The 13,075-nt window shown below is 50.4% G+C and carries 11 protein-coding genes; 5 read left to right on the top strand and 6 right to left on the bottom strand.

The window, feature by feature from the left end:
• The first annotated feature begins 354 nt into the window (after positions 1-354).
• Positions 355-543, top strand: a complete 189-nt coding sequence (locus tag EJP87_RS08500) for a hypothetical protein (protein WP_130471437.1) — start codon at positions 355-357, stop codon at positions 541-543.
• Between the two features lie 93 nt (positions 544-636).
• Here the strand turns inward: EJP87_RS08500 and EJP87_RS08505 are convergent, their stop codons facing one another.
• The gene (locus EJP87_RS08505; protein WP_193771244.1) at positions 637-3,873 is read right to left on the bottom strand and encodes a transporter substrate-binding domain-containing protein; all 3,237 of its coding nucleotides are present in this window, start codon (positions 3,871-3,873) and stop codon (positions 637-639) included.
• A gap of 195 nt (positions 3,874-4,068) precedes the next feature.
• A complete protein-coding gene (locus EJP87_RS08510; RefSeq protein WP_130471439.1) occupies positions 4,069-5,097 on the bottom strand; it encodes an NAD-dependent epimerase in 1,029 nt (342 codons plus the stop codon).
• 174 nt (positions 5,098-5,271) lie between these two features.
• Here EJP87_RS08510 and dnaB point away from each other — a divergent pair, with 174 nt between their 5' ends.
• From dnaB to EJP87_RS08530, 4 genes are read left to right on the top strand one after another with little or no spacing between them, the layout of a single operon-like run.
• Entirely contained in the window at positions 5,272-6,699 is a 1,428-nt protein-coding gene (dnaB, locus tag EJP87_RS08515) for a replicative DNA helicase (protein WP_130471440.1), read from the top strand.
• A 23-nt stretch (positions 6,700-6,722) separates the two neighbouring features.
• A complete protein-coding gene (gene alr / locus EJP87_RS08520; protein WP_130471441.1) occupies positions 6,723-7,862 on the top strand; it encodes an alanine racemase in 1,140 nt (379 codons plus the stop codon).
• Positions 7,863-7,876: 14 nt separating this feature from the next.
• Positions 7,877-10,078 carry a replication restart helicase PriA gene (gene priA / locus EJP87_RS08525; protein ID WP_130471442.1) on the top strand — a complete coding sequence of 734 codons (2,202 nt, stop codon included), beginning with the start codon at positions 7,877-7,879 and terminating at the stop codon, positions 10,076-10,078.
• Between the two features lie 56 nt (positions 10,079-10,134).
• Complete coding sequence (locus EJP87_RS08530; RefSeq protein WP_130471443.1) at positions 10,135-11,169, top strand: DUF4351 domain-containing protein; 1,035 nt, start codon at positions 10,135-10,137, stop codon at positions 11,167-11,169.
• Positions 11,170-11,231: 62 nt separating this feature from the next.
• Here the strand turns inward: EJP87_RS08530 and ccmE are convergent, their stop codons facing one another.
• The 4 genes from ccmE to EJP87_RS08550 form a co-directional block, all read right to left on the bottom strand.
• Positions 11,232-11,684 (bottom strand): cytochrome c maturation protein CcmE, encoded by a 453-nt coding sequence (gene ccmE, locus EJP87_RS08535; protein WP_130471444.1) that lies wholly within the window; start codon positions 11,682-11,684, stop codon positions 11,232-11,234.
• Positions 11,681-11,818 (bottom strand): heme exporter protein CcmD, encoded by a 138-nt coding sequence (locus EJP87_RS08540; protein WP_130471445.1) that lies wholly within the window; start codon positions 11,816-11,818, stop codon positions 11,681-11,683. The genes ccmE and EJP87_RS08540 overlap by 4 nt, the downstream gene beginning before the upstream one ends.
• Positions 11,811-12,509, bottom strand: coding sequence for a heme ABC transporter permease CcmC (gene ccmC, locus EJP87_RS08545; RefSeq protein ID WP_130471446.1), 699 nt, complete (start codon positions 12,507-12,509; stop codon positions 11,811-11,813). The genes EJP87_RS08540 and ccmC overlap by 8 nt, the downstream gene beginning before the upstream one ends.
• A gap of 77 nt (positions 12,510-12,586) precedes the next feature.
• Positions 12,587-13,075, bottom strand: a 489-nt coding sequence (locus EJP87_RS08550; protein ID WP_130471447.1) for a heme exporter protein CcmB, incomplete at its 5' end; no start/stop codon positions are given.

Here is a 13,075-nt window from a genome sequence, read left to right on the forward strand (position 1 = left end):
GATTATCTCCTCCTGGTGGGTGCAGGGCAAAACCCTGCTGGTAATGTGCGGCGTTTCACAAAAGCGAATGCTTAAGCATTCGCGCACGCCGCACCGATTTGTGCCCCGCAGGGGCACTCTTTCATTAGCAGGGCGGACGCCCGACATGCACAGTTTCGCTTGTGGCAACAGTGAAGAAATTGGCAAATGCGATTGCCCTGCTTGTTATAACATCTGCCGATACCCACACCACCTTCACAGTAAAACCTTCTCCAGCAGCAGTCACACTGGCTCGCCTGCAGGAATTGGTATATCCTCAAACAAAGGCTGACAGTACAGTCGATAACACACTTCCACCCTCAGGACAGCACCATCATGAGTCAATCCACTGCCCAACCAGCCAATCAACCGACACAGCCAGCCCACACCATGCCGCCGGAAAAACCGCTCGTCCCCCGCCTGCAACGTCTCTTCGCAGGAAAGCCGCAAGAGGATGTGATTCTTGATCCCGATAATCCAAACCTGATCATGGAACGCAAAGAGCAGAGTTCATCCTCTGACTGAGAGCAAGAAGCTGTTGTATCCACAGCCATACGGTGTGACGTCTGGTCCCCTGTTCTGTTCACTGCAACAGGGTGCGTATCATCTTCAGCTCCACTAGGCGGTTATCTGCTTTTGACGTTTTTCAAATACTTCCAGCAACTTCCAGTAGACTATTGGCACATCCAACAAATGCTCCCACTGCACACAGTGCAAGACAACCTCCTGCTCATGGCGAAACTGCCACTGGCTGCGCTGTGGATCCAAATAGCTTTGCTCACCAAAAAAGCCGCCCGTGCGCACCACTTCTACGATACGCCCGGCCCTATCCACACAACTTATTTCACCTTGCTCAATCAGCCATAAATGGGCCCCTTGTTGCGCGGGAACCACTCCGCTATTACTCAACACCATCCGCTCCATGGCCCCGGCAATTCTGCCCAAGGTCAAGGGAGTGGTATGCTCTCCAAACAACCAGGTCTTGCGCAAAAAGCTGACCTTGGCCATACGCGCCACCATCTGTTCCATCAAGCCATTGCGAATCAAAAAGGCGCGCATCTGCTCGGTTGCAAACTGAATGACACTGCAATGAGAGACCGTGCGATAGGTCCATTGCCGGCGACAGATGGATCGATCTGCGCTATGCTCATGGGAAGTCTGTTCTTCCACGCTGCCATCATTGTGGCTCTTATCCACAGCCCGTTCTGGTTGACTGCCAAACAGGGATTCACCACCGATAAAGGAGCCAAATGCCAACAAATTCATCACATTGGCAGAAGCATTCAAATAGGCAACCGTGCCGGATACAATCATATCCAACTGTTCATGCTCATCATTATCGCGACGACCACGACGAATAATGGTTCCCGCATTATGATCCACAACCGGACAGGCTAACAATTCACGAATCTCTGACAAAGGTGCTGTGGGAAAAATCTCCTGCAGATAACGCTCCGCCCGTTCCAGACGATAATCACGATCTCCTGGAATCAAGACATCCTCCGCACCAAAGGAGGATTCGGAACCAATCTCCATCTCCTGTGTGGTTAAGTTGCGGGCAATATGGGCCAAAATCAACCGTTTCGACTTGTCATGACGAAAATCCTCTGCCACACCGTGAATCATGCCACCGCCTATATCCAACTTTTTCAAGGTCGCCGGTCGCAAATAATCCTCTTTAATCTTCTCCATAAAGGCAGCGGAAACCTGCCCGGCCCCATCGCCGACCATTCCATCCAACACCTTGAATGCCGACAAATCCGCCCAATGGGCATAGGTATGTTCATTGTTCTCCTCATCCCAGGCCCGAAACAAAAAGAGGCTGGTCTCCAAAGGATGCGGAGAGTAGATTGGCATGACCTGCAAACCATCGCAATCATTCCACTCAGCAAACTTCAAATCGCGGATCTGAAATAATTGCGCAAATTTATCTTCACTGAGCGACATGAGAGCCGCAAATTTTTTGCTTACTGATGATCTGACCAAAGGGGTGGCAAAATATTTTAAGCGCTGATCGGTTTGAATCAGAGCTGGAAGACCCGCAAAATGGTCATCATGGGCATGGGTGTGAAAAATACCTTCCACATCATTGATATCCAATCCCAATGCCGACAACGACTGCAAAATCCCAGGGCTGGCATCGATCAAATAGATGCGCCCGCGAAACATGATCATACTGCCCATGCTGGGACGATTGACATCCCAGCCATCCCCCTCACCGGTATGGATGACTGCAAAATGGTGCTGTTTCAGTTGATGCCGACCCAGTGGATAAGGAGATTCATAGCTCACCCCAGGTGGCAAATTGAGATCCACCTCTGTGGATTCGCCACGGAAGGAAAAGGTATAGCGGTTGAATCCAGAGCGTTCGACAGTCACCCCGTTACGAATCTCCAGGGGCTTATCTTCCACTTCCAGCGTATCAAGAAAATCGGCTGGCGAACGGATAGTGCCAAAAGCAAATTTTAATTTGATGCGCATCATGATCTCCGCCAGCTCTTCATCGATACCGCTGGCGAGAATCTCCTCTTTGGAGATCAATCCATAGTTGCCTCGGTAGATATAGGCCATCTGGGCCCGTACCTGGGCAGCAGATCCAATCAACAAAGGTTTGATGCCGGTGTTGTTGGGATGCTTGGGAATAATGATCCCCTGGCGATATAACATTTGCAGCACAGGAAACTCAGCCAGGTTGGCAAATCCACCATTCTGCACCAACACATCGGACAACAAGATGACATTGGGACCGGTTTCAAAGGAGACACCATCCTTGCTGGTAGTGCTGATATAGCCTCGGCGCATCAGATGTTTTACCACTTCGCTGGGACATCCGCAGAGAATATAGAGACCCGCCTCTGGAATCTGCAACCAAAAGACCCCAGGGGCCACCTGCAGGGTCAACAGGTTGCGCATAGCAACCCGCATCGCCACCTCCGCCTGCTGACGAATGACAATCTCTTTTTCCAACTCGATAGTACGGGCGCGCACCTGTCGTCTTAACAGCAAATTACCCACAAAGAGCAACACCAGCATTCCGACTGCACCAGCAGCAACCGGTAACACCCATTTGGGAAATGGTTTTTTTGATCCACCCTCATACCATACATTAAACGATGTATAATACAGTGACTCACTGTCGGCTTTCATTGCGTGCAGATCACGATCCAGCGCCTTCAGCAGATCGGTACTGCGCCCTTTCGGAGCAGCAAAACGCACCTCCATCGGACAACAAACAATGGGACTTTTATGCGCAGCATATCCCTTGTCGATCATCATCCCAGCCGAACGGGAGATGATACCGGCATCGGCATCGTTATCGGCAACAGCTTGTAATACCGCTTCATAATCCACTTGATCCAACGGAAATATCTTGATACCCAACTGTGCAACCAGAGCCTTGAATCGGGTATAGTAGACATCATCGCGCATGCCAGCGACAATACGATCTTTTAATTTTGGTAAGGCATCCAAATCGGGATTCCAGACATAGATCTGTCCCCAGTTGGAAAAGGCCGTCTCATCGGAAAAATCAAATTGCTCTGCCCGTTCTGGGGTATGGGCAATCGCCACCTGAAGATCAATTTCACCATTTTGCAAACGTTGATAACTCTCAGCCCAGGTACCAAAAATATATTCCAGCTTCCAATCATGTTTGGCGGCGGTATGCTCCAATAAATCGATATAAAAACCTTTTATAGCCCCATTTTTATCCGCAAACACTCCCGGTTCATTTTGATACACACCTACTTTGACGGTGCGACCAATACTATTATTGCCCGCATGCACGGGGTATGCAGAAAGAAAAAGCGCCAAGATGAGCAGCAGCCTGATGAGTGGTCTACAAAACCATGACATGGCAATCACTACTCCTTCCATGGTGGGAGCGGCGTGGGTTGAAAAATGTGGAGACTGGAAGAGCTGTATCTGCACCGAAAATCTGTTCACTGATAGCGGTTTTTTATAACACAGCCAAGAAATTGCCTGCCACAAAAAAAGAGAGCTGAACCGATGAAAGCAGGTTATATGCCAACAATAATTACTATAGAAAATCTACATTTCAATTTTGTTGCTATAATAGTCGATATACCAAGCTACAAATCGTTCAATCCCCTCGCGCACTGTAGTTGAAGGACGAAAACCAACCAACTGTTCCAGTTCTTCAATATCTGCATAGGTATCCGGCACATCACCCGGTTGCAACGGCAAAAGCTGCAATTGTGCCTTTTTGCCCAACACCTCTTCCAGGGTCTGAATATAGACCATCAAGGAGACCGGTTGGTTGTTACCAATATTATACAGGCGCCAGGGAGGTCTGGGTGTTGTTGCGGTTTCTGCACTCTCCTTTTGGGTCAAACCGGGAGCAGAATATTGTGGCGGATGCTGTAAAACACGTACAACTCCCTCAATAATATCATCTATATAGGTAAAATCTCTCTGATGCCGTCCATAATTGAAGACAGGGATCGGTTCACCAGCCAAAATTTTGCGCGTAAACAGAAACAGTGCCATATCCGGCCTGCCCCAAGGACCATAGACCGTAAAAAAACGTAATCCTGTAGCAGGCAAACCATACAAATGGCTATAGGAATAGGCCATCAATTCGTTGGTTCGTTTACTTGCTGCATACAAAGAGAGAGGTTGATCCACACGGTCTTGTACCGAAAAGGGCAATTGATTGTTGGCGCCATAGACCGAACTGGAGGAGGCATAGAGCAGATGTGCGATGCCATTATGCCGACACCCCTCCAAAACATGTAAAAAACCCAATATATTACTTTCAATATAAGCATGCGGATTTTGCAACGAATAACGTACTCCCGCCTGAGCAGCCAAATGGACCACACGATCAAAATGGCCCTCTGCAAACAAGCGTTCCATGCCCTCCCGATCTGCAACATCCAAAGGAAGAAATTGAAATCCTGCCTGTTTGCGCAACAGGGCAAGTCGCGCTTGCTTCAGCGAAAGATCATAATAATCATTCAGATTATCCACGCCGACCACTTCATCCTGCTGCGCCAACAAGCGTTGCGTCAGATGAAAACCAATAAAGCCAGCCGCTCCGGTTACAAGAATTTTCATGCCCGTTCCAATATGACCATTGATCCCTTGTCCTCCCATAACCTTTTTCCCTGTACGATTCCGGGTTTGCCCTTGGCAACACCTGCAGACGGGGCTACACTGTACCTCAGGTGAACGGGAGTGGTAAAGGTTCCGTTATGGCATGTAGATTTGCATTAATCAGGATCATCCCTAATGGAAGAACAGACACATTCAGCAAGTGCAGGCGCTGAACAGAATCACTCCTCCTCTCTTCCTGCCTCGACAGCAGCCCCTGCCACACCCTTGCGTCGTCCCGCCTGGAATAATGCCGCAGAACAATCGGTCCTGGGAGCCATTCTGCTGGACAGTACCATCTTTGACCAGGTTGCTGATATTCTACAGCCAAATGATTTTTATGCTGGTGCCCATCGGGTTATTTTTCAGGCAATTACCCAGCTCCTGGACAATGGTGAACCGGCTGACCCGGTAACTTTGCAACAGTTTTTGCATAAACAGGAGGAGTTGCAAAGTGTCGGCGGCAGCGGTTATCTGGCCCAATTGATCGATACCGTTCCCTCTACCGCCAACGCGGCTGCCTATGCCCGTTTGGTACGGGATAAATCTTTGCTGCGCGAATTGGCCAAACAGGCCACCTCGATTATCGAATCGGTCTATCAAGGAAAAGCTCAACCCCTCGACAAATTGCTGGATGAAGCGGAACAGCGTATTTTTTCGGTTGGTGAGGGTCGTACCTTACGCAGCGCCAACTATTATCCGCTCAAAGCTGTCTTGATGCCGGTGTTGCACAGCATTGAGCAACAGATGAAACATAAAGGAACGGTGACCGGTGTCCCAACGGGATTTGTCGATCTGGATCGCATGTTGTCCGGTTTGCAAAACTCCGACCTGTTGATCCTGGCCGGACGCCCCTCAATGGGTAAAACCTCTTTTGCCATGAACATCGCAGCCAATGCCGCTGTGGATCATCAGGTACCCGTAGCAGTATTTTCCCTGGAGATGTCCAAAGAGCAACTGGTCTCGCGCATGCTTTCCTCAGCGGCGCGCATCGATGCACAAAAACTGCGTACTGGCTGGCTGGATGAACGCGATTATGGCCAATTGATCTCCATGGCCACCCGCCTTTCCGATGCCCCTCTCTATATTGATGACACTCCGGCAATCTCCATTTCAGCACTGCGCGCACGTGCGCGTCGTATGCGTCGCGAGCAAAAAATTCAACTGATCCTTATCGACTATCTGCAATTGATGCAGGGGGAACTGAAAACAGAAAATCGCGTCCAGGAGATTTCGCAAATCAGCCGAGGATTGAAAGCGTTGGCCAAAGAGTTGCACATTCCTGTCATCGCTCTCTCCCAACTCTCCCGCAAATTGGAGGATCGGCCCAACAAAAGACCGATCCTCTCTGACTTGCGCGAATCAGGAGCCATCGAACAAGATGCGGATGTGGTGCTGTTTGTCTTTCGCGAGGAGGTCTATAAAGAAAATGATCCTGCCCTGACCGGTTTGGCGGAAATCATCGTTGCCAAACAGCGTAATGGTCCAACCGGCAAGGTCAAATTGACCTTCCAAAAACAGTTTACCCGTTTTGACAACCATGCCGATAGCCGTTTTGGCAGTTGAATCGGCATTCCCATGGAACCATAATGGCGCGTATCTTTCATATCTCTGGTCGGCCCACCTGGTTGGAAATTGATCTCGATGCCATCGAACATAATTTCCAACATGCCCGTAACGCGGTTGCCCCTGGCGTTGCCCTTTATCCGGTTGTCAAAGCCAATGGTTATGGCCTGGGTGTCCTGCCTATTGCCAAACGCCTGCTTGCCTGTGGTGCCTATGGCTTGTGTATCGCTACCATCGAAGAGGCTATCCAACTGCGTGCCGCAGGCATCTCCCAACCATTGATCTTGCTCTCTGGTCTCTCTGCCGACATCGCAGAACAGGTTGCCGCCTATCATCTGCAACCATTTGTCTTTGATCTCTCACATATCCATCCGCTTAGCCGGGCTGCACGTCACCATCCGATCACCTTTTTTCTCAAGGTCTATACCGGGATGGGCCGTTTCGGTCTGCTGCCGGAACAACTCCCTGAAGCGTTGCAATTGATCCGTACCTTGCCTGGATTATCCCTGGCCGGTCTGGTCTCCCACCTGGCCTGCTCTGATCAGCCGGATCATCCAGACAACAGCCGCCAACTGCATAATCTGCAGCAACTGTTGATCCAAAGCGGGATGAGCCACGGACAAACCTCCTTGGCCAATAGCGGAGCCATCCTCTCCCGGCCTGATACCCATTTTTCCTGGGTACGTCCCGGTATCATGCTCTATGGTGCCTCCCCCTTTTTTCCCCACAATCATGGCAGCCAAATCGGTCTTAAACCGGTGGTAAGCTGGTATACGCGCATTCAACAAATCCGATCTCTGCCCACCGGAAGTGGTGTCGGCTATGGACAAACCTTTGTTACCCAGCGTCCCTCCCGTATTGCCATCCTTCCGGTTGGCTATGCCGATGGCTATAATCGCCTGCTGGGCAATCGGGCTCAGGTTCTTCTGCAAGGACAACGAATCCCTGTAGTCGGCAGAGTCTCCATGGACTCCATTGCCATCGATACCACCGAGCTGTCGGAGGTTGCCATCGGCGCACCAGTCACCTTGTTGGGACGTGATCAAGAAGAAGAGATTACCGCCGAAGAGATGGCCTCTTGGTGCTCCACCATCCCCTACGAAATTTTTACCAATCTGGGAGAACGGGTCGCAAAATATCCTGTATCCTCCTGCTGCTCTTGATTTCGGCATAGCGTGTGTTTGCTCAGGTTGCTCTACCCATTCCACTGCGTACTCTGTTTACCTATCTTTTGCCTCCGGATACCTCTGTCGCACCCGGAACTCTGGTCCTGGTTCCGGTTGGGCAGAGCCGCCAAGTAGGTGTCCTCTGGAGCATCAGCGCGCAACCTGCCTGGAACGAAGGGGAGATCCGCCCGATCCTGGAAATCCTCGAAGAGCGTCCGCTACTCAATGAGGAGTTGCGTTATCTGCTGGAATGGATTGCCAACTATTATCTCTGCCCCATCGGTTCTGTACTTGCCGCCGCCATGCCCGGTCACCTGCGTTTGCAAAAGCGGCGGCGTATCTTCTGGAATCACTCCTCCATCCCAGACACTGTGCCGGAAACACTCTTACCACTCGCACAATGGTTGCACAAAAAGCAGCATCTCTCCGAAGAGACCTTGACCCATAAATATCCACGTCCACTCCTGCAGCAACAGTTGCAACAACTGCTTCGTCTTGGTTTGATTCGTCTGGAAGAAAAATGGCATGGTCGCCAAGAGTCTGATTGCATCATACCCGCCAGCACCACGCCCTGCACTACAGCGCCACGCTTGACTGCAGAACAATCTTGCCAGGCCCAACTCATTGAACAGGCTTTGCAGCGGCAGCAGTTTCACACCTTTCTACTGCACGGCATCACCGGCAGCGGTAAAACAGAGCTCTATCTGCGTGCTGTGGAACAGGTGTTACTTCTTGGTCGTCAAGCATTGCTTCTGGTCCCGGAAATATCTCTGACTCCGCAATTGATTCAACGCTATCAAGACCGTTTTCAGGCAACATTGGCCGTATTTCACTCCCGTTTAAGCGATGCACAGCGCTTCAACTATTGGCAGCAGATTCGGGATGGTCGGGCACGGGTGGTGATCGGTGCGCGAAGCGCCATTTTTGCCCCTTTTGCCGATCTTGGTCTGATTGTCGTCGATGAAGAGCATGATCCCTCCTATAAACAAGAGGGGAGTGTCCCCTACCAGGGACGGGATATGGCGGTGGTGCGTGCTCGTCAGGCCAAAGCTCTCTTGATCCTGGGCAGTGCCACACCCTCTCTGGAATCGCTTACCAATGTGCGCCAGGGTCGATACAGTTTGTTGACCTTGCAACAACGGGCAACCGGTGCGCTCTTGCCAACAGTCGAGATCATTCCTACTGCTGAACTGATTCGTCAACAACAGATGCGCTTCACCGATCTTTTGAGTCCCATCCTGCGCCAGGCTATACAGGAGACACTCTCTGCCGGGCAACAGGTTCTCCTGTTTTTGAATCGCCGTGGCTTCGCCCCCTCTTTGTTGTGTCGTCGTTGTGGACATGCCATACAATGTCCGCACTGCTCTGTCACTCTGACCATGCACAAGGAAAAAAAGCTACTCATTTGCCACTATTGCGACTATCGGCAACATCTGCGCGATGTTTGCCCGGCTTGCGGCCAATTGAGTCTCTTTGCCTTTGGTCCTGGCACCGAACGCCTGCAAGAGGAGTTAAGCAGCTTTTTACCCGATGCCCGTTCTGCCCGCCTGGATCGGGATACTGTCGCTTCCGGGCAAGTGGATCCTGAATCAACATTGAATGCTTTTCGTGACGGCAAGTTGGATATTCTGATGGGAACACAGATGATTGCCAAGGGACACCATTTTCCTGGATTGACGCTGGTGGGTGTGGTGCAGGCAGAAACCACACTGTGTCAACCCGATTTTCGCGCTGCCGAACGCACCTTTCAACTGCTTACTCAAGTGGCCGGACGGGCTGGCAGAGAGGAGGGACAACCAGGACGGGTTTTGATACAAAGTTATGATCCTACCCACTATGCACTGCAAGCCGTCCTCACCCATGATGTTACTGGTTTTGTCAACAGCGAACTGCTTTATCGTCAGGAAGCGGGTTATCCCCCTTTTCATCGTTTGGCGCTGCTGCGTTTCTCTTCTGCACAACTGCAGACAGGCACTGATTTTGCTCAAACACTGAAAGAGCAACTGCCAGCCCTCGAGCATGTGCAACTGCTTGGTCCAGCACCGGCTCCCTTGTTCAAGCTGCGCAACCGTTATCGCTGGCAACTGCTGGTCAAGGAGCTCAAATCAGGCCAGTTGCATCGCGCCCTGCATCGATTGTTGCCTCTGCTCCACTCTTTGGCCAATTCGCGTATTCGTTTGGATTGGGATGTGGATCCTTACTCTTTTACATAACTGTATTGACATCTTCCCAAAAATCCTCGATTGTCCTCGTCAGGGGAGGTAAAACCATGAAACAGGATCGCCGATTACCTAACAGTGAATATGATTCACCCTGGAAAGAGATTCTGAAAGCCTATTTCAAAGAGTTTTTAGCCTTTTTTCTTCCGGTTGCCCACCAGGACATCGATTGGCAGCGCCCTGTAGAATTTTTGGATAAAGAGCTGGATCGTATCGCGCGCAAAGCAAAATCTGCCAATCGCCGCGTCGATCTGCTGGTCAAAGTCCATCTGCTTAACCAAAACGAAGTATGGGTATTGGTGCATGTGGAAATTCAAGGAACACGGCAATCTGACTTTGCCGAACGAATGTATACCTGCCAATATCGGGCACGGGATCTTTACCACAAACCCGTTTTAGGATTGGCTATTCTCACGGATGAAGATCCAGGCTGGCGTATCGATACTTTTCACCAGGAGTTGTGGGGATCTTTTATCACCTATCATTTCCATACCATCAAGCTGCTTGACTATCTCGATCAGCTTGCCGATCTGGAACACTCCAGCAATCCTTTTGCTGTTGTCTCTTTGGCACATTTGCAAGCCAAACAAACCAAAAATCGGCCTGATGATCGCTTTCAGAAAAAATGGAACATCACGCGCAATCTCTATTTGCACGGTTATAATCGCCAACAAATTATGGATTTATATCGTTTTATAGATTGGGTACTGGCTCTGCCGGAAGAAGATGATCAACGATTCTGGCAACAATTGATCGACTTTGAGGAGAAACAACAAATGCCTTACATGACCAGTATTGAACGTATTGGCTTTCAAAAAGGAGTACAACAAGGAATTCAACAAGGTATTGAGCTCGGCATTATGCAGGGTAAGTTGGAGGGTAAGTTGGAGGGTAAGTTGGAGGGTAAACTCGAGGGTAGGCTGGAAGGACAAATCACATTGTTGCAAAATCAATTGCAACGCCGTTTCGGCCCTCTGCCAGATCATCTCACAGCCCATATTCAACAAGCCTCTTTGGAACAGCTTGCAATATGGGCTGAGCGCATTCTTGAGGTGCAATGCCTGGATGAGCTGTTTGTCTCTTGAGCGATTGGATTCCTTGCTCCTTTGCGCAGAGAATCAATTTACTTGTTGAGACCGAATCCCGATCAACGCAGACTTTTTAACATGGATTCTCTGGCCTTGGCGATACCCTCTTCGCTCATTTTGACCGGGACATAATCTTCCGAATGTTTGGCCAGAATGGTAGCGGCTTGAAAGGTTTCGCCACTGCGCCACACTCCTTCGACGATCACTCCCTGTCCTTCGCGGAAGAGATCGGGAGTCATACCTTCATACTGTACTGGCAAGCGTTCACTGTTATCGACAACCATGAAGCGCATTTTTTGGCTACCCGGTTCGCGCAGCAATGAGCCCTCCTGGACCATACCACCAATACGCACTTTACGTCCTTGCAACTCATTGCCTTTGGCTTTGATTTCACTGGGCGTATAGAAATAGACCAATGCTCCGGTAAATGAGGTAAACACCAGAGTCAGCAATGCTCCTCCAACCACCAAGAGACTGCCAATCAACAACCACCTTCTGTTTTGACTATTCATGGTAAATCCTTATTTTCAGCTTGCAACTGCCGACGCAACTGTTGTAAACGTCGCAACCAGACGAAAGCTGGTCCACCCAGCAGTAATAACGCCAGTAGATAGACACTCAAAACATATTCGCTATAATCAGGCATGATTGCGCTCCAGACGTTCAGTTTCCACCGCCTCCCATTGCCGACGAGCGGCAATCTCCCGGCTTTTGAGTACCAACAACCACATCCCTAACAAGAAAAAGGCCAACGACATCACAAACAGGGGTGGCAACAGCTCGCCGGTGATGGTCTGTTTGGCTGGACCATCAAAGGAGGGTGGTTGATGGAGGGTCCGCCACCAGACCACGGAAAAATGGATGATTGGCAAATCTGCTGCCCCGATAAGGGCTAAAACCGCTGTGGCGCGAGCAGATTTATGGGGATCATCCAGGGCGTTACGCAGAGCCATCAAGCCCATGAAGAGGATCAACAACACCAGCATGGAGGTCAAACGGGCATCCCAGGCCCACCACGCACCCCACATTGGTTTACCCCAAATAGAGCCAGATGCCAAGGTCAAGGCCGTAAAAGCAGCCCCTACCGAGACTGCAGCTTCCGCCAGAATGTCCCACATCTCTTTACGGCGCCAGAGATAAAGAGCGCTGGCAATGGTCAAGACTACATAACTCAGCAGCGCCATTTTAGCCGCTGGCACATGCACATAGAGAATGCGTACCGCATTTCCTTGTTGATAATCTTGCGGAGCAGCCAGGACCAGCCACATACCAACAAGCAGAGACAGCACTGCTGCTGTAGCAAGCAACCAGTGCACTTTTGCAAACCATTTGATCATTTTTACAACCTGCTTTTCCTAACGAAAGTGTGGAAGCTGCTATTCAAGCGACAGGATCATCGCGGTGCAACGCAGCTCTATTCCGAAACCAACCAGGCAAAGGCCCAAGGTGCCAGAGCCAGATATACCAGATCAAAAATCACCAACAAACGTAACCAGGGGCCAACATCCCCAGAGGGTTCCAACAAGGCAGCCAGGGCCTGGACGCCGGCAATCAATAAGGGAGCGGTCAACGGCAACAATAACAAAGCCAACAAAGTCTCTCGAGAACGGGCAGTCTGGGTCATGGCTGCCAACAAGACTCCCAACCCGGTCAAGCCCAAGGTTCCCAAGAGCAAGATGCCGATAATGGCTGGCAATTGATTCCAGAGATCGACATTAAACAGCACCAAGATCAAAGGCAGCAAAGCCAGTTCGACCAACACAGTCAATAACAGGTTTCCAGACCATTTGCCTAAAAAGAGCACCTCGCGCGGCACGGAGGAGAGCAACAGCCCTTCCAGAGCGCCATCCTCCTCCTCTGCCTGGAAGACTCTGCCCAAACCCATCAAGCTGGTAAACAGAAT

The sequence above is a fragment of the Candidatus Magnetaquicoccus inordinatus genome (assembly GCF_004217665.1).
Classification (GTDB): Bacteria; Pseudomonadota; Magnetococcia; order Magnetococcales; family Magnetaquicoccaceae; genus Magnetaquicoccus; species Magnetaquicoccus inordinatus.